The following is a 17,001-nucleotide window of genomic DNA, read 5'->3' as shown; positions in this document are numbered from 1 at the left end:
TGCGCGGCCCTCCGCAGAGGGCCGGGGAAGCGGGGCGTGAAAAGGCGCCCCCAGGGTCTCCTCGGGGGCGCCAGGCCGGACTGTCGGGTGTGCGTGCGGGAAAGCCGTGTGGCCGGCCGGCCCGGTGGCCGTCAGCCGTTCTTGATGCGGTTGGTCAGCTCGGTCACCTGGTTGTAGATGGAGCGCCGCTCGGCCATGAGGTTGCGGATCTTGCGGTCGGCGTGCATCACCGTGGTGTGGTCCCGGCCGCCGAACAGCGCGCCGATCTTCGGCAGCGAGAGGTCCGTCAGCTCGCGGCACAGGTACATGGCGATCTGCCGGGCGGTCACCAGCGCGCGTCCGCGCGAGGTGCCGCACAGGTCCTCGACGGTGAGGCCGAAGTAGTCGGCGGTCGCGCCCATGATGGCCGTGGACGTGATCTCGGGGGCCGAGTCCTCGCCGCCCGGGATCAGGTCCTTCAGGACGATCTCCGTCAGGCCCAGGTCGACCGGCTGCCGGTTGAGCGACGCGAACGCCGTCACTCTGATCAGCGCGCCCTCCAGCTCGCGGATGTTGCGCGAGATCCGGGAGGCGATGAACTCCAGCACCTCCGGCGGGGCGTTGAGCTGTTCCTGCACCGCCTTCTTGCGCAGGATCGCGATGCGCGTCTCCAGCTCGGGCGGTTGGACGTCGGTGGTCAGGCCCCACTCGAAGCGGTTGCGCAACCGGTCCTCCAGCGTCACCAGCTGCCTGGGCGGCCGGTCGGAGGACAGCACGATCTGCTTGTTGGCGTTGTGGAGCGTGTTGAAGGTGTGGAAGAACTCCTCCTGCGTCGACTCCTTGTCCGCCAGGAACTGGATGTCGTCGACGAGCAGGATGTCCATCTCGCGGTAGCGCTTGCGGAAGCTGTCGCCCTTGCCGTCGCGGATGGAGTTGATGAACTCGTTGGTGAACTCCTCGGAGCTGACGTAGCGCACGCGCGTGCCGGGGTAGAGGCTGCGGGCGTAGTGCCCGATGGCGTGCAGGAGGTGGGTCTTGCCGAGCCCGGACTCCCCGTAGATGAAGAGGGGGTTGTACGCCTTGGCGGGCGCCTCGGCGACGGCGACGGCCGCCGCGTGGGCGAAGCGGTTGGAGGCGCCGATGACGAAGGTGTCGAAGAGGTACTTCGGGTTCAGCCGGGCGGTCGGCTCGCCCGGCCCGGTCGCCGGCGCGGGCTGCGCCGCCAGCGGGCCCGGGGCGCCGGTGGTGGGGCCCGGTCCGACGGGGCCGCCGCGGTGGACGTGCCCGGGGGCCGAGGGCGGCTCCGGCAGGTCCCGGCGGGGCCTGCGCTGGTCGTAGTCGCCGCGCTGCTGCTCGTAGTCGTTCCGGGGCGGCTCGTAGTCGCCGCGCTGCTGCTCGTACTCCTTGCGGGACTGCTTGTAGTCGCCGCGCTCGTAGTCCTTGCGGGGCTGGTCGTAGTCGCCGCGCTGCGAGTCGTACGGCGGACGCTCCTGCGCCTGCGGGCGGTAGTCCTGCGCGTACGGCTCCTGGCCGTACGACTCCTGCGGCGGCGACGCGTACGGGTCCCGTTCGGGGAAGCCGAGGCGCTGCTGCTGCCAGCCGTAGTCGTCCGGCTGCGCCGGGCGGGGCCAGGAGCCGGGCTCGGGGCGCTGGTACTCCTGCGGGTAGGCGGGGCGGGCGGTGGGGAGCTGGTCCGCGCGGTGGCGGCCGTAGCCCTCGTACTCGTCGCGGCCCCCCTGGCCCTGGCCGGGAGCGGGGAGCTCGGGCTCCTCGTAGCGGGGCTGCGGGCGGGTGTGCGGCGCCTGCGGGGCCGGGGCCTGGGGCTCGCCGACGGTGTCGTCGACGGTGATCGCGATACGGATGGGGCGGCCGCACTCGCGGCTCAGTGTCTCGCTGACGACCGGGGCGAGGCGGCCCTCCAGTACGCCCTTCGCGAACTCGTTCGGTACGGCGAGCAGGGCGGTGTCGGCGACCAGCGCGAGGGGCTGGCAGCGTCGGATCCAGTGCTCGTCCTTCGACTCGACCCCTTGCCCGCGGCCCTCTCCGAGGAGTTGCTCCAGTACGCGTGGCCACACTGCGGCAAGATCGGCAGGTACGTCAGCCACAGGGCACGCTCTCTCACGAGTCCCTCGAAGGTGTGATCCGGGGACGGGTTGGGATGAAACTCGGGTGGTGCAGGGATAAGGGAACGAATCGGAGTCCAGCCACGGTAGTCAGCGCGGCCGGTAGGGTTCAAGTTGTTGTCCCCAGCCTGTGGACAAGTGTCCCCCGGTCATCGTTGGTTTGACCGAATGGCGCAGTCCCACGTACCGTAACCAGGTCGAGTTGTCGATGGCTGCTGCCGCCTGCCTCCGATGGGCACAGGTCACGTCCAAGGTGATCCAAAAGCGGTGCACACGGGCGTAACGCGAGCTACTCGTGGGCGCACGGTGACAGCCAGGACGGCACCCCGCCAACCCCGATTCTTTCTGGAGCCCCCGAGTGAGCAAGCGCACCTTCCAGCCGAACAACCGTCGTCGCGCCAAGACCCACGGCTTCCGGCTGCGTATGCGCACCCGTGCCGGCCGCGCGATTCTCGCGACCCGCCGCAGCAAGGGTCGCGCCCGTCTGTCCGCCTGATCCCGGTCAGGTCATGACATCGTGCTGCCCACCGAGAACCGGCTGAGGCGGCGCGAGGACTTCACGACCGCGGTACGACGAGGTCGCCGGGCCGGTCGCCCGGCCCTCGTCGTCCACCTTCGAAGCGGTGCCACGGACCCGCACGCGCCTGGGGAGAGCGCTCCCCCGACACGTGCGGGTTTCGTCGTGAGCAAAGCCGTGGGTGGAGCGGTGGTGCGCAACAAGGTGAAGCGCAGGCTTCGCCATCTGATGCGCGACCGGATCGACCTGTTGCCCCCCGGTAGCCTGGTAGTCGTACGAGCGCTACCCGGTGCGGGTGACGCCGACCATGCACAGCTGGCCCGAGACCTGGACGCCGCCCTGGAGCGGCTACTGGGAGGGGGCGCGCGATGAAGTACCCGCTGCTGGCTCTGATCAAGCTGTACCAGTGGACGATCAGTCCGCTGCTGGGGCCGGTGTGCAAGTACTACCCGTCGTGCTCCCACTACGGCTACACGGCCATCGACCGGCACGGTGCCGTCAAGGGCACGGCGCTCACCGCCTGGCGCATCCTGCGGTGCAACCCGTGGTCGCCGGGCGGTGTGGACCATGTCCCGCAGCGCAAGCGCCCGCGGTGGCACGAACTGCTGCGCGGCGCGTGGCGTGCACGCAAGGGCGGGCCCTCCGCCGCCGAACCGGCCATCGAAGGACAGGCCTCTCACGCGAGTCCGCCCGGTCCCTCGAGCCCGGCCGCAGAGACCCAGTCCCATGCCCAAGGAGCATGATTAGTGGACACGATTGCCAGCCTCTTCAGCTTCATCACGACACCTGTCTCCTGGGTCATCGTCCAGTTCCACAGCGTGTACGGCGCCCTCTTCGGCCCTGACACGGGATGGGCCTGGGGCCTGTCCATCGTGTCCCTGGTGATTCTCATCCGTATCTGCCTGATCCCGCTCTTCGTGAAGCAGATCAAGGCGACGCGCGGGATGCAGACGCTCCAGCCGGAGATGAAGAAGATCCAGGAGCGCTACAAGAACGACAAGCAGCGCCAGTCCGAAGAGATGATGAAGCTGTACAAGGAGACGGGTACCAACCCGCTCTCCTCGTGCCTTCCCATCCTGGCGCAGTCGCCGTTCTTCTTCGCCCTGTACCACGTGCTCAACAGCATCGCGTCGAACGACACCATCGGCGTGATCAACGACCGCCTGCTGGAGAGTGCCCAGAAGGCCCACATCTTCGGCGCGCCGCTGGCCTCGAAGTTCACCGACGGCGCCTCCAAGGTGGAGTCCCTGGGCTCCACGCTGACGGACGTCCGTGTCGTCACCGCGATCATGATCGTGCTGATGTCGGCGTCGCAGTTCTTCACGCAGCGCCAGCTGATGACCAAGAACGTCGACACCACGGTGAAGACGCCGTTCATGCAGCAGCAGAAGATGCTGATGTACGTCTTCCCGGTCATGTTCGCCGTCTTCGGCATCAACTTCCCCGTCGGTGTCCTCGTCTACTGGCTGACCACGAACGTGTGGACCATGGGCCAGCAGATGTACGTCATCCGCAACAACCCGACGCCGGGTTCCAAGGCCCAGGCCGCCTACCTGGAGCGCCTGCACAAGAGCGTCACCCAACACGGCAAGACGCGTGGTCGTGGTGAGCGGGCCATCGTGAAGGCCATCGTCACCAAGGGCCGGGACCGCAACGAGTTCGAGCGCAAGTTCATCAACGGTCTGAACAAGGCGGGCCTGGCGGCCCAGGCCGACGGCACCGTGATGAAGAGCGACACGGCTGTCGCTGCCCAGAGCGAGGACGGCGCGGCCGTGGCCACCGCCGCGCCCCGGCGTCAGCAGCCCAAGCGGCAGAGCAAGTCCCAGCGCCAGTCCAAGGCCGTCGGCGAGTCCGAGCCCAAGACCTCGCTGACCAAATCGGACGAGCCGCAGGACGACAAGCAGGACACCAAGCCTGCCGTTGCCGCCAAGAAGCCGGGTCAGAAGTCCGGCGGCGGTGGCCGCAGCAAGGCTCAGTCCGGACAGCGCAAGGGCCCGCAGCGGCCCAAGTCCCCGTCGAAGAAGTAAGAAGGAGTCCATCCCGTGACGGAAGGCACCACCTCCGCCGCTGCCGAGGGTGCAGACACCCTGACCCGCCTCGAGCAGGAGGGTGAGATCGCTGCGGACTACCTGGAGGGTCTGCTCGACATCGCCGACCTCGACGGTGACATCGACATGGACGTCGAGGCCGACCGTGCCTCTGTCTCGATCATCAGCGACACGAACAGCCGTGATCTGCAGAAGCTGGTCGGCCGTGACGGCGAGGTGCTGGAGGCTCTGCAGGAGCTCACGCGCCTGGCCGTGCACCGGGAGACGGGTGATCGCAGCCGGCTGATGCTCGACATCGCGAGCTACCGGGCCACGAAGCGCGCCGAGCTGTCCGAGCTGGGCGCCGAGGCCGCGGCCGAGGTGAGGAGCAGCGGCGAGTCCGTGCGGATGAAGCCGATGACGCCGTTCGAGCGCAAGGTCGTGCACGACGCGGTCAAGGCCGCGGGGCTGCGCAGCGAGTCCGAGGGCGAGGAGCCGGAGCGCTTCGTCGTCGTACTCCCCGCCTGATCGGTCCCCACGTTCTCCGGCCCCGTCTGTTGCGCGCAGGCGGGGCCGAATTTTGTCAGCCTGATAGTTCTGATGGTTCTGGTAGCGGCGTCTGGCGCGCCGGCGCCGTACGGAAGGACGGTCCCCGTGACGGAGGCAGCGGAGCTTCCCCCCGTGCCCGAAAAAGCACGTGACGTGTTCGGCGATCGCTACGCGGACGCCGTTCGCTACGCGGAGCTGCTCGCCGAGGCGGGGGTGAAGCGCGGCCTGATCGGCCCGCGTGAAGTGCCCCGCCTGTGGGAGCGGCACCTGCTGAACTGCGCGGTGCTCTCGGAGGTCGTGCCCGAAGGCGTCACCGTGTGTGACGTCGGCTCGGGTGCCGGCCTCCCCGGGATCCCGCTGGCGCTGGTGCGGGACGATTTGAAGATCACTCTTCTGGAGCCGCTGCTGCGACGCACGAACTTCCTGATGGAGGTGGTGGAGCTGCTGGGCCTGGACCATGTCACCGTGGTGCGGGGCCGGGCCGAGGAGGTCATGGGCACGATGCAGCCGGTGCATGTGGTGACGGCTCGTGCCGTTGCTCCGCTTGACCGCCTGGCCACGTGGGGGATTCCGCTGCTGCGTCCATACGGCGAGATGCTCGCTCTCAAGGGCGATACGGCTGAGGAGGAGCTGAAGTCCGCGGCTACCGCGCTGAGCAAGTTGGGCGCGGTGGGGACGTCCATCCTGCATGTCGGTGAAGGCGTGGTGGAACCCATGTCCACCGTGGTGCGGGTCGAGGTCGGGGAGAGCCCCGGTGGTGTGCGGTTCGCCGCCAAGCGTGCCAAGGCGGCCCGGACGGGACGGGCGAGGCGGAGGCGCGGATAGCCCTTGAGGTGGGGCGCAGTGCGAATCGGCAGTGTTCCTGCGTGATGATGGCCGCCCCTACTCCACACAGCCTGCCAAACACCTGCATGCCGGAGTGTCGCGTCTGTTCGGCATCGGACGCTGTGCATCGTGTTTCACGTGAAACGTCGCTCACTGCTGCACGGCATCATCAGTCGCGGCCGCGCTGCGGCCGACCCCCGCGACCGAAGGCCTCTCGGGTCGCTGGGAGAGGGCAAGGAGTTGTCCACAGAGGTGGATTTCTCCACAGAAGACCAGACCTCACTGGTTCATGACCCCGAAGGCATGGGAGGCTCTGTTCATTGCGAGCCTGAAGTCGAGGAGAGTGAATCCTTGCGGTCCGACGCCAATATCGCGGGACCGATGACCGATCCGGTCCCCGGTCCCCGTACCGAGTCGATGGGGGCGGATGTTTCACGTGAAACACCGCCTCCGATGGACGACACACCGATCGGTCGTGCTGCCCAACTGGCGGTGGAGGCTATGGGGCGCGCCGGCGAGGGTCTGCCCCGTCCGGAGCAGACCAGGCTCATGGTGGTCGCCAACCAGAAGGGCGGAGTGGGCAAGACGACGACGACCGTCAACCTGGCCGCGTCGCTCGCCCTGCACGGCGCCCGGGTCCTGGTCGTCGATCTCGATCCGCAGGGCAACGCTTCCACCGCGCTGGGCATCGACCACCACGCCGACGTCCCATCCATCTATGACGTGCTGGTCGACAGCAGGCCGCTCTCGGAGGTGGTCCAGCCGGTCCCCGACGTCGAAGGTCTCTTCTGTGCACCCGCCACGATCGATCTCGCCGGTGCGGAGATCGAGCTGGTGTCTCTGGTGGCCCGGGAGAGCCGACTTCAGCGGGCGATCCAGGCGTACGAGCAGCCGCTGGACTACATCCTCATCGACTGCCCGCCTTCCCTGGGGCTGCTGACGGTCAACGCACTCGTCGCAGGCCAAGAGGTGCTCATTCCGATCCAGTGCGAGTACTACGCACTGGAGGGACTGGGGCAGCTGCTGCGCAACGTCGACCTCGTCCGGGGACATCTCAACCCCACCCTGCATGTGTCGACGATCCTGCTCACCATGTACGACGGCCGGACGCGACTCGCGTCTCAGGTCGCCGACGAGGTCCGCAGCCACTTCGGCGACGAGGTGCTGCGCACGAGCATCCCCCGCTCGGTCCGTATCTCCGAGGCTCCGAGCTACGGGCAGACGGTACTGACCTACGATCCAGGATCGAGCGGTGCCCTCTCCTATCTGGAGGCGGCACGCGAAATCGCGCTGAAGGGAGTGGGTGTCAGCTATGAAGCGACGCACGCCCACATCGGTGCACAGAACGACCCGAGCATGGTGGAGGGGACTCAGTGAGTGAGCGACGGAGGGGGCTGGGCCGAGGTCTGGGCGCACTGATCCCCAATGCTCCGACGGAAAAGTCGGTGGCTTCGGCGGCGCTGGGGAATGCGGCTTCCGCATCCCCCGGGGCGGTGCCTCTGCTGCCGACCGACCGTGGTGTGGCTGCGGCGAAGGTGACCACGCTGCCGCCGGTTCCACGTGAAACAGAGGAGCCGTCGGTATGGGGTGGCGCGGATGCCTCCGCGGCTCCCCCGGGGGCCCACTTCGCCGAGATCCCGCTCGACGACATCACGCCGAACCCGCATCAGCCGCGTGTGGTCTTCGACAGTGGTGCCCTGGCCGAGCTGGTCACTTCCATCAAGGAAGTCGGTCTCCTCCAGCCGGTCGTCGTCCGGCAGGTGGGGCCGGGGCGCTACGAGCTGATCATGGGTGAGCGCCGGTGGCGGGCCTGCCGTGAGGCCGGTCTGGAAGCCATTCCGGCGATCGTGCGAGCCACGGAGGACGAGAAGCTTCTTCTGGACGCGTTGCTGGAGAACCTGCACCGGGCCCAGCTGAACCCGCTGGAAGAAGCTGCGGCCTACGACCAGCTGCTCAAGGACTTCAACTGCACGCATGACCAGTTGGCTGACCGCATCGGTCGTTCGCGTCCTCAGGTCTCCAACACCCTGCGGTTGCTGAGGCTGTCCCCAAAGGTCCAGAACCGGGTGGCTGCCGGAGTGCTCTCCGCCGGTCATGCCCGGGCGCTGCTGTCCGTCGAGGACTCGGAGGAGCAGGAGCGGCTGGCGCACCGGATCGTCGCCGAGGGACTCTCGGTGCGGGCGGTCGAAGAGATCGTCACCCTGATGGGCTCCCGGCCGCAGAAGCCGCAACGAGCCAAGGGCCCGAGGGCCGGCTCCCTGGTGTCGCCGGCACTGTCCGACCTGGCGACACGGCTCTCGGACCGCTTCGAGACGCGGGTGAAGGTCGATCTCGGTCAGAAGAAGGGCAAGATCACCGTGGAGTTCGCCTCCATGGAGGACCTTGAGCGGATTCTTGGGAGCCTCGCTCCCGGTGAGGGCCCCGTGCTGCAGAAGAGTCTGGTGGAGGACGAAGCGGAAGAGCGCGACTCCTGAAACTCGGGCAGGTGGACGCCTTGACGGTGCCCCACCTGCCGACGGGGCGGAGCGTGTGCGGTGCGTACCGGACACGCTCCGCCCTTTGCTTTGCGTCGGTGTCGGGGCCGCGGCATCGTGGATACGATGCGAGCGGGATGGCGCGATCACCTGGCGGTACCTCGCAGAGGAAGGCAGGAGCCATGCGCATGTTGAGCCGCACCGGACTGGTGAGCGTGGGCTTGGGGCTGGCCGCGGTCGGTGGGTTCTTCGGCAGCCTGCTCAGGGAACGGACCGCTTTGACGGCCGCCCGCATCGCCGCGGGCGAAGGAAGCGAGGAACAGCCTTCATGGGGCGCCGGCTCGTACCGCTCACGCTGGACAATCTTCAGGACCTTCCCCAACGCTGTCGCTCGTGCGTCTTCTGGGAGCTGGACCCTGTCAGCGGCGAAACCGCAGTAAACACGGGTACGGCGGCCCTGGAGAAGGAGTCCTGGATCTCGGCCGTCCTGCTGGACTGGGGGTCATGCGGCCGCGTGGTCTACGTCGACGAGGTGCCGGTGGGCTTCGTCCTCTACGCGCCCCCGGCGTACGTGCCGCGCTCGACGGCATTTCCCACCAGCCCCGTCTCGCCTGACGCGGTGCAGTTGATGACCGCGCTCGTAATGCCGGGCTATCAGGGGCAGGGGCTGGGCCGGGTGATGGTGCAGACGGTCGCCAAAGATCTGTTGCGCCGGGGCTTCAAGGCGATCGAGGCGTTCGGGGATGCTCGCTGGAAGGAGCCCGCCTGTGTCCTTCCGGCGGACCATCTGCTGGCCGTGGGCTTCAAGACGGTCCGGCACCATCCGAGCCACCCGCGGCTGAGGCTGGATCTCCGGTCCACACTGTCCTGGAAGGAAGATGTGGAGATGGCCCTGGACCGCCTGCTCGGAGCCGTTCAGAAGGAGCCGGCGTTGCGGCCCCTGTAGCGGCGGCATGGTGTCGAGCAACGCGGTGACAGAAGGGGCCGACCCATCCGGGTCGGCCCCTTCTGTTTCACGTGAAACGTCAGTCGGCGATGAAGTCCTCGAGGTCGCGGACGATCGCGGCCTTCGGCTTGGCACCGACGATGGTCTTGGCGACCTCGCCGTCCTGGTAGACGTTCAGCGTCGGGATGGACATGACGCCGTACTTGGCAGCCGTACCCGGGTTCTCGTCGATGTTCAGCTTGACGATCTCGATCTTGTCGCCGTACTCGGCGGCGATCGCCTCGAGGGACGGCGCGATCTGGCGGCACGGGCCGCACCAGGCGGCCCAGAAGTCCACCAGGACGGGCTTGTCGCTCTTGAGGACGTCCTGCTCGAAGGAGTCGTCGGTCACTTGCTTCAGGGTGCCGGCCACGGCGGGCTCCTTAACTGGTTGGTGCGTGCGTGGGGAGGAACGGGGTCAGACGGCGGTCTTCTCGGGCTCGGCCTTGTCCTCGTCGCTGAGCGCGGCGAGGAAGCGCTCGGCGTCGAGTGCGGCGGAGCAGCCGGTGCCGGCGGCGGTGATCGCCTGGCGGTAGGTGTGGTCGACCACGTCACCGGCGCCGAAGACACCGGTGAGGTTGGTACGGGTCGACGGAGCTTCGACCTTCAGGTAGCCCTCCGGGTCCAGGTCCAGCTGGCCCTTGAAGAGCTCGGTACGCGGGTCGTGGCCGATGGCGATGAACAGGCCGGTCACCGCCAGGTCCGAGAGCTCGCCGGTCTTGACGTTGCGCAGCTTCAGGCCGGACAGCTTCTGGTTGCCCTGCACCTCGGCCACTTCGCTGTCCCAGACGAACTTGATCTTGGGGTCGGCGAAGGCGCGCTCCTGCATCGCCTTGGAGGCGCGCAGCGTGTCACGGCGGTGGACGATCGTCACGGACTTGGCGAAGCGGGAGAGGAACGTGGCCTCCTCCATCGCGGTGTCACCGCCGCCGATGACGGCGATGTCCTGGTCCTTGAAGAAGAAGCCGTCACAGGTCGCGCACCAGGAGACGCCGCGCCCGGACAGGGCGTCCTCGTTCGGCAGGCCCAGCTTGCGGTGCTGGGAGCCGGTGGTGACGATGACGGCCTTGGCCTGGTGGACCGTGCCGGCGGTGTCGGTGACGGTCTTGATCTCACCGGTCAGGTCGACGGCGACGACATCGTCCGGGATCAGCTCGGCGCCGAAGCGCTCCGCCTGGGCCCGCATGTTGTCCATGAGCTCGGGGCCCATGATGCCGTCCTGGAAGCCAGGGAAGTTCTCCACCTCGGTGGTGTTCATCAGTGCTCCGCCCGCGGTGACGGCACCCTCGAACACCAGCGGCTTCAGGGACGCGCGCGCGGTGTAGAGCGCCGCCGTGTAGCCGGCGGGCCCGGAGCCGATGATGATCACGTTTCGGACGTCGCTCACGGCTTCATTCCTCGTCTCTGGACTGCGTCTTCAGGGCCGGGTGGAGCTTCTCTCGGAACTCTCACCCCACCCAACGGATCCTACGGGGCGTGCATTCCCGCTGTGCCCGGGCACACGGGGCCGAGTGTCCGGGCGGTGCGGGAAGAGGAACGGAGATCGGTGCTCGCCCGGTGCTCAGGAACGCGCGTAGGAGTGCTTCAGAAGAACCTCGCCCTCACCGAGGGAGGGCTGATCCACACAGCTCGACTCGACGATGTAGGCGGTCACCGCTCTGTCGTCGGAGGCATTGGGCAGTACCACGAGCAGCGCTTCCTTGCCCTTGTAGACGCCCTCCTTCGTGGCGAGCGCCGCGTCGTCACGACCGATGCCCTGCTGCACGCACTCGGGCACCGTCGGCTGCTTGAACACGTGGTTCTCCGCACCGGTCTCGGACTCCATCCCGAAGCTGCGCGGCGAACGCGGCCCGTTCTGGGCGCCTTGCTCTTCGTCGACGAGGGCGGTGACCTCTGCTTTCAGCTTCCCCTCGGAGAAGGTGTCCGCGAGTGCCGTGCCGTCGGACGGGCTCTCCCCGGTTACTGAGGAGACGATCACGGAACCGAGCCCGAGGACGGCAGCGGCGGCCACCGCGCTGAGGACGGCGATCCGGCGCCGTCCGCCTCGCCGACGGTCCTTGCGGCCCGGGCCGACGGAGGAGGCGCGAGCGTGACCGGCGGGTCGGCTGCCGGACGCCGGTGTTTCACGTGAAACGTGTCGTGGGCCGTCGCTGACGTCGTCCCCGCCGTCGGGCGACATAGCGGTGGCCATCTGCTCCGGGGGCTCGGGCGCGGATGCGCTCAGCAGCGCCTCCGCCGCGAGGGCGGCATCGATACGGCCGGCCACGTCGGCGGGCATCCGCGTCGGCCCCGGGAGCGTTCCGAGCAGTCCTTGGATCTCCTCCAGTGACGCGTAGACGTCCGCGCAGGGCTCGCAGGTCTCCAGGTGCCCTCGTACTTCCGTGGTCCGCGAGGGCGGAAGGAGGCCTTCGGCGAGGTCGGAGATCTCGGTGACGTCCGGATGCCCGGCCATGTCTGTCGTCGACGACGTCACGCTCGTCCACCTCCGCCCTTCACTGCGGCTGAATCGCTCGGGTCCGCATCCGGGGGACCCGCACGGTCGGGTCCCGCTGCGGGTGGGACGGATGTCTCCTGCGGCCGGTTCCGTTCCGCGCCAGGCTTTCTGTCCTCGCCGCTGCCGTCCGGGCGCAGGTGGGTGATCAGCGGCAGGAGTCTCGCTCTGCCACGAGCGCACCGGCTCTTGATCGTTCCGGTCGGCACGTCCAGGACGCGCGCGGCCTCGGCGACGGGGTAGCCCTGCATGTCCACGAGGACGAGGGCCGCCCGCTGGTCGGCGGGAAGGGTGGCCAGAGCGGCCAGCAGTTGGCGGTGCAGGTCGTTGCGCTCGGCGGGTGCCGACGCCGACTCATGCGGCTCCAGGAGCTGCTCCAGGCGTTCGGTGTCGTCGACGGGAGCGGTTTTCCGGGAGGCAGCCTTGCGGGCGCGGTCCAGACAGGCGTTCACCGTGATCCGGTGCAGCCAGGTCGTGACGGCCGCTTGGCCGCGAAAGGTGTGGGCGGCCCGGTAGGCGGAGACGAGGGCGTCCTGAACGGCGTCGGCGGCCTCTTCGCGGTCTCCCAGTGTCCGCAGGGCCACGGCCCAGAGCCGGTCGCGGTGACGGCGTACGAGCTCGCCGAAGGCTTCGGGGTCACCTTCGACATGGAGGGCGAGGAGGTCCCGGTCGCTGACGTCGCCGTGGACGGTGCCGTCTGCCATCGGACCCCTCCCCCTTCGGCCGGCGGGCCCTCAGCCCTTGAACGTCACGTCGGTGATGGCCTGCTTGTAGCCGGACCCGCTGTAACCGTCGGACGGTGCGTTCGGCACGGCGGTGACCCACAGGAGGACGTACTGGCTCTTCACCGGCTTCGACGCCTTGATGGTGAGCGAAGTGCCACTGGTGGTGGTGCTCCCGATCTCCTGCATTCCCTCGATCCCCGTCGACGGAGACAGGGAGTCGGTGGCATAGAGGTGCGCGGTCGTGTGATCACCGCTGTACCGGAGGTCTATCGACGCCGCAGAGAGTTCCTGCGGCGAGCCGAGGTCGTAGACGATGCCGACACCGGGCTTGTACGGCGCGAGCACCGGACCCTCGTTGTACCGCTTCGTCCGCCAGTACGTGGAGGTGTCGTCGTCGTAGGTGTTGGCGACGTCTCCCGGAGCCTGGGCCTCACCCGAGGCGACATACTCCTGGGCCCCTTGGACGACGATCGGCTTCACCGGCCTGGGCTGCTGGTCGTTCTTGTCGTCGCCGTCCACCGTCTGCGTCTGGTTCTGGTCGTCGGCCTTGCCGCCCCGCTCCATGAGCGCGTCCGCGAGCTGCCAGCTGCCCAGACCGAGTGCGGCGATGAGCAGAGCGGAGACGCCCCACTTCAGCGCCTTGCCGGTAGGGCTCTGGAGCGGCGGTGGTGGGGCCGGCACCGACTGGGTGACACCGGGATGCGGCGCCGGACGGCCGTAGGCGCCCTGCTGGTAGGCCGCGCGCGGGTAGGTGGGCGGGGCTGTGTAGGCCGGCTCCGGCGGGCGGATACGGGGCATTTCCCCGATCGCCTTCACCAGCTCCTCCGGTGTCGTGCACGGCGACTCGTGGCGGGAGGCGGTCGCGCCGTCGTTGGCGAGGGCCCGCATGGCGAGTTCGGACAGCCCGCGGTGGACGCCCGCGCGCACCTGGTCCGGCGGGATCAGTCCGATGTCCTTGGGCAGGCCGGCCAGGCCGTGTGCGTCGCTCTCGTAGGGCCAGCGCTGGGTGAGCGTGGCGTACAGGAGGGCACCGATGGCCTCGGTGTCGGTGCGCTGGGGGGAGTCGGAACTGATGCCGCGCAGCGCGGCGTTGACGGCGAGGCCGCGGATCCGCCACTGGCCCGTCGACGTCCGCAGAACCGCGGTCGGGCTCAGACGCAGGTGGGCGAGACCCTCCCGGTGTGCTGCCGCCATGGCGGACGCGACCTGACTGACCATCTGGTAGGCGTCGTACACCTCCAGCGGTCCGGAGGCGAGAAGCGCGGTCAGTTCGGTGGCGTCGGGGAGCCACTCGTGCACGACGTAGACCAGGTCGTTGTCCTCGACGGCGTCGAGGACCTGGACGAAGCGGGGATCGCCGAGCAGGGCGGAGGACCGCGCCGCGGCCAGCACGGAGCGGGCGCGCGCGTGGTCCGACGGAAGGATGTGGACGCCGACGGCGCGACGCAGCTTCTCGTCGACGGCCCGCCAACTGCTGAAGCCGTCCAGACGGGTGACGCATTCCTCGAGGCGGTAGCGTCTGGCGAGCTTGTGCCCGCTGTGCAGTTCGGGAGGCGAGGTCTTGCCGGCGTCCTCGCTCGTGGGGCTCCCTTGTGCCTCGTCGCTGTCCGTGTCCCGCTCCCGGTTGTTGGCCACCTCGTCGGCCGTGGACTGGTCCGCCTGTGCGGTCAGCGGCTCGTCACCACTGTTGTCTGCCACGTCGACGGCAGCTGTGCTCCGTTCCGCCACCGCCGTTCCTGCCTCCCCATTCGATGCGCGCCGACCGACTCCGATGCGCGCAGTCCGACGCCGAACCCAATTGTGCCCACAGTCCGCCGCTATGCACGACACACGGGGGCGGACGATGGTTGTGCGCCTACCCCAGGCCTCAGCGTCCCAGGCGCCCGCGCACCATGCCGACCAGTGAGTTCACTTCCTCGATGCGCATGCGACGGGCGGCGACGAAGAAGACGGCGAAGAGGAGCAGCCCGCCGGCCAGCAGCGCGGCGAACGACCCCACGGCGCCCTGGCCGAGCGCCTTGCTGATCGCGTAGCAGGCCGCACCGCTGAGCAGGGCGGCCGGAACGGACGCGATGCACAGCCGGGCGTACGTCCGCAGCACCCGTGCGCCGTCCAGGTCCCCGCCGAGCCGATTGCGCAGCCTGCGCCAGGCGATCCCCACCCCGATCACGTAGGCGAGGCCGTAGGAGGCCGCCATGCCCACGACGGCCCAGCGCGAGGGCAGCAGAAAGTAACACAGTCCCGAGGCCAGGGCGTTGACCACGGCCACGATGACGGTGTTGTAGAAGGGCGTCCGGGTGTCCTCGTAGGCGTAGAAGGCGCGCAGGACAACGTACTGCACCGAGTAGGGGATGAGACCGAGACCGAAGGCCATCAGCATGTAGCCCATGTTGGTGGCCTCACTGGTACCCGAGGAGCCGAACATGAGCGTGCACATCGGGATGCCGAGCGCGACGAACCCGAAGGAGACGGGAACGATGGCGACGGCTGTGGTGCGCAGCCCCTGGGAAATGTCGTCCCGGACCGCCCCGCCGTCGTTCTCGGACGCCGAACGGGAGATACGGGGCAGCAGGGCGGCCATCAGGGAGACGGTGATGATGGCCTGCGGCAGCCCCCAGATCAGCTGCGCGTTGGCATAGGCGGCGAAGCCGGTTCCGTCGACGGGCGAGGCCTTGCCCGCTGCCGTGGAGAGCTGGATGACGATCATGGCGCCCGCCTGGTTGGCGAGGACGAACAGGACCGTCCACTTGGCGAGCTTGGCCGCCTTGCCGAGCCCGTGGCCCTTCCAGTCGAAGCGCGGCCGGATCCGGAACCCCGTCTCCCGCAGGTACGGGATCATGGCCAGGGCCTGCACGATGAGGCCCAGCAGCACCCCGATGCCGAGCAGCCGCTCGCCCTCCGGCGGAATGCTCGTCACCTTCATCCCCGAGGTCTCCGCGGTTCCGTAGACCCAGATGAACAAGCCCAGGGTCACGATGATGACGATGTTGTTCAGGACCGGGGTCCACATCATCGCGCCGAACCGGCCGCGGGCGTTGAGGATCTGCCCCATCACCACGTGGAGGCCCATGAAGAAGATCGAGGGCAGGAAGTAGCGGACGAAGGTGATGCCGACCTCGTTGGCGGCCGGGTCACTGGCGACGGGGTTGGACAGCAGCCGGATCAGCAGTGGTGCGGTGAAGACCGTGATCACGGTGAGCGCGCCGAGCGCCACCATGACGAGGGTCAGCAGGCGGTTGGCGAAGGCCTCGCCACCGTCCTCGTCCTCCTTCATGGCCCGCACGAGCTGAGGTACGAAGACCGAGTTGAGCCCGCCGCCGACGGTGAGGATGTAGATCATGGTCGGCAGCTGGTAGGCGACCTGGAAGGTGTCGCCGAGCAGACCGACGCCCAGCGCGGAGACGATCAGCGCCGAACGGACGAACCCGGTGAGCCGCGACACCATCGTGCCCGCGGCCATCACGGCGCTCGACTTCAGCAGGCCCCCCGCCCGTCCGCCCTTCTTGGACGCCGTGGCCGGCGCGGCGGGCTCGGGTTCCTGGAGGGGGGCCTCGGCCGCTTCCGGAGTGGGAGCCACGGCGTACTGGCCCGGAGCGGGCGCAGCGTGCTGCCCGGGGGCCGGCGCCGGGCCGCCGTACTGGCCGTGCGCCGCCGCGTTCCCGTACGGATCGGGTCCCTGGTGCCCGCCGGGCCGGCCCGGTCCCGGCATTCCGCCGTACTGCCCGGGCGCCGGCGCCCCGCCGTGCTGCCCCGGTGCCGGGGCGGGAGCGGGTACGGATGCGTGGTCGTCGTACGAGGGGTGGCCGCCACCTTGCTGCTGATCGCGGAAGAGGTGGACGAAGGCGTCCGGCTCGTGGCGCTGCTCACCGGCCTGGGTGACCAGGTCGTCGACGCCGACGAACTGGGTGGTCCGTGGATCGTCGCCGTAGGGGAGGTACTGCGTCGGGCCCGCCGGCTCGGGAGCCGGCGTCTGCGCCCAGACCCGCGGGTCGGGCGCGTGGGGCGACGGGGAGGGCTGGGAGTACAGCGGCTGCTGCGGAGGGTACGTGCCCGGCGGCGGTGGCGGGTGCGCGGCACGGTCGTAGAGCGCCTCGGAGACCGGGTCCTGGGCGGAGAGGTCCTGCGCCCGGTACGGATCCTGGTCGTAGGCGTCCTGGAGGTACATGTCCGCGGGCGGCTGCGGCGGCGTCTGGCCGGGGTCGGGAGGCGGGCCCCCGTGACCCGAGCCGTCCACGGCCTGACCGCGGTCACCGTCGTACGGCGCGTTCATGGTTACCCCACCTCATCGTCCCGGGCCGACCGGCCA

At 69.0% G+C, this 17,001-nt stretch carries 16 protein-coding genes; 9 read left to right on the top strand and 7 right to left on the bottom strand.

Translation table 11 applies throughout. The features are described 5' to 3' along the window. Nucleotides 1-131 precede the first annotated feature (131 nt). A complete protein-coding gene (gene dnaA / locus ACVV2G_RS07640) occupies nt 132-2,084 on the bottom strand; it encodes a chromosomal replication initiator protein DnaA (RefSeq protein WP_453841823.1) in 1,953 nt (650 codons plus the stop codon). Between the two features lie 376 nt (nt 2,085-2,460). Here dnaA and rpmH point away from each other — a divergent pair, with 376 nt between their 5' ends. The 9 genes from rpmH to ACVV2G_RS07595 all read left to right on the top strand — a co-directional run bounded on the left by rpmH (nt 2,461) and on the right by ACVV2G_RS07595 (nt 9,440). Further along, complete coding sequence (gene rpmH, locus ACVV2G_RS07635) at nt 2,461-2,598, top strand: 50S ribosomal protein L34 (protein ID WP_003975051.1); 138 nt, start codon at nt 2,461-2,463, stop codon at nt 2,596-2,598. 21 nt (nt 2,599-2,619) lie between these two features. Beyond that, nucleotides 2,620-2,991 carry a ribonuclease P protein component gene (rnpA, locus tag ACVV2G_RS07630; protein ID WP_453841822.1) on the top strand — a complete coding sequence of 124 codons (372 nt, stop codon included), beginning with the start codon at nt 2,620-2,622 and terminating at the stop codon, nt 2,989-2,991. Continuing rightward, on the top strand, nt 2,988-3,362 hold the full coding sequence (gene yidD, locus ACVV2G_RS07625) for a membrane protein insertion efficiency factor YidD (RefSeq protein WP_453841821.1): 375 nt from the start codon (nt 2,988-2,990) through the stop codon (nt 3,360-3,362). The genes rnpA and yidD overlap by 4 nt, the downstream gene beginning before the upstream one ends. 3 nt (nt 3,363-3,365) lie before the next feature. Continuing rightward, a complete protein-coding gene (yidC, locus tag ACVV2G_RS07620) occupies nt 3,366-4,646 on the top strand; it encodes a membrane protein insertase YidC (protein ID WP_453841820.1) in 1,281 nt (426 codons plus the stop codon). Between the two features lie 15 nt (nt 4,647-4,661). Then, entirely contained in the window at nt 4,662-5,174 is a 513-nt protein-coding gene (locus tag ACVV2G_RS07615; protein ID WP_453841819.1) for a Jag family protein, read from the top strand. 126 nt (nt 5,175-5,300) lie between these two features. Further along, nucleotides 5,301-6,020, top strand: a complete 720-nt coding sequence (gene rsmG, locus ACVV2G_RS07610; RefSeq protein WP_453841818.1) for a 16S rRNA (guanine(527)-N(7))-methyltransferase RsmG — start codon at nt 5,301-5,303, stop codon at nt 6,018-6,020. A gap of 303 nt (nt 6,021-6,323) precedes the next feature. Further along, complete coding sequence (locus ACVV2G_RS07605) at nt 6,324-7,397, top strand: ParA family protein (RefSeq protein ID WP_453842047.1); 1,074 nt, start codon at nt 6,324-6,326, stop codon at nt 7,395-7,397. Then, nucleotides 7,394-8,494, top strand: a complete 1,101-nt coding sequence (locus ACVV2G_RS07600; protein ID WP_453841817.1) for a ParB/RepB/Spo0J family partition protein — start codon at nt 7,394-7,396, stop codon at nt 8,492-8,494. Before ACVV2G_RS07605 ends, ACVV2G_RS07600 begins: the two co-directional genes overlap by 4 nt. Nucleotides 8,495-8,822: 328 nt before the next feature. Beyond that, nucleotides 8,823-9,440 carry a GNAT family N-acetyltransferase gene (locus ACVV2G_RS07595; protein WP_453841816.1) on the top strand — a complete coding sequence of 206 codons (618 nt, stop codon included), beginning with the start codon at nt 8,823-8,825 and terminating at the stop codon, nt 9,438-9,440. Between the two features lie 79 nt (nt 9,441-9,519). Here the strand turns inward: ACVV2G_RS07595 and trxA are convergent, their stop codons facing one another. The 6 genes from trxA to murJ all read right to left on the bottom strand — a co-directional run bounded on the left by trxA (nt 9,520) and on the right by murJ (nt 16,965). Further along, a complete protein-coding gene (trxA, locus tag ACVV2G_RS07590; RefSeq protein WP_453841815.1) occupies nt 9,520-9,852 on the bottom strand; it encodes a thioredoxin in 333 nt (110 codons plus the stop codon). Nucleotides 9,853-9,897: 45 nt separating this feature from the next. Then, entirely contained in the window at nt 9,898-10,866 is a 969-nt protein-coding gene (trxB, locus tag ACVV2G_RS07585) for a thioredoxin-disulfide reductase (protein WP_453841814.1), read from the bottom strand. A gap of 174 nt (nt 10,867-11,040) precedes the next feature. Continuing rightward, nucleotides 11,041-11,931, bottom strand: a complete 891-nt coding sequence (locus tag ACVV2G_RS07580) for an anti-sigma factor family protein (protein ID WP_453842046.1) — start codon at nt 11,929-11,931, stop codon at nt 11,041-11,043. Nucleotides 11,932-11,948: 17 nt separating this feature from the next. Then, nucleotides 11,949-12,674, bottom strand: a complete 726-nt coding sequence (gene sigM / locus ACVV2G_RS07575) for an RNA polymerase sigma factor SigM (RefSeq protein ID WP_453841813.1) — start codon at nt 12,672-12,674, stop codon at nt 11,949-11,951. Between the two features lie 30 nt (nt 12,675-12,704). Beyond that, complete coding sequence (locus ACVV2G_RS07570) at nt 12,705-14,423, bottom strand: protein kinase family protein (RefSeq protein WP_453841812.1); 1,719 nt, start codon at nt 14,421-14,423, stop codon at nt 12,705-12,707. A gap of 139 nt (nt 14,424-14,562) precedes the next feature. After that, the gene (murJ, locus tag ACVV2G_RS07565) at nt 14,563-16,965 is read right to left on the bottom strand and encodes a murein biosynthesis integral membrane protein MurJ (protein WP_453841811.1); all 2,403 of its coding nucleotides are present in this window, start codon (nt 16,963-16,965) and stop codon (nt 14,563-14,565) included. Nucleotides 16,966-17,001 lie beyond the last annotated feature (36 nt).

The organism is Streptomyces sp. JK94, from assembly GCF_053613315.1.
This window is presented reverse-complemented; position numbering and strand designations above follow the sequence as displayed.

Bases quoted from the DNA above. Each gene is read 5' to 3' on its own strand.
- yidD (WP_453841821.1), top strand. From the start codon at position 2,988: ATGAAGTACCCGCTGCTGGCTCTGATCAAGCTGTACCAGTGGACGATC.
- ACVV2G_RS07605 (WP_453842047.1), top strand. From the start codon at position 6,324: ATGGGAGGCTCTGTTCATTGCGAGCCTGAAGTCGAGGAGAGTGAATCC.
- ACVV2G_RS07595 (WP_453841816.1), top strand. From the start codon at position 8,823: ATGGGGCGCCGGCTCGTACCGCTCACGCTGGACAATCTTCAGGACCTT.
- ACVV2G_RS07580 (WP_453842046.1), bottom strand. From the start codon at position 11,931: ATGGCCGGGCATCCGGACGTCACCGAGATCTCCGACCTCGCCGAAGGC.
- sigM (WP_453841813.1), bottom strand. From the start codon at position 12,674: ATGGCAGACGGCACCGTCCACGGCGACGTCAGCGACCGGGACCTCCTC.
- murJ (WP_453841811.1), bottom strand. From the start codon at position 16,965: ATGAACGCGCCGTACGACGGTGACCGCGGTCAGGCCGTGGACGGCTCG.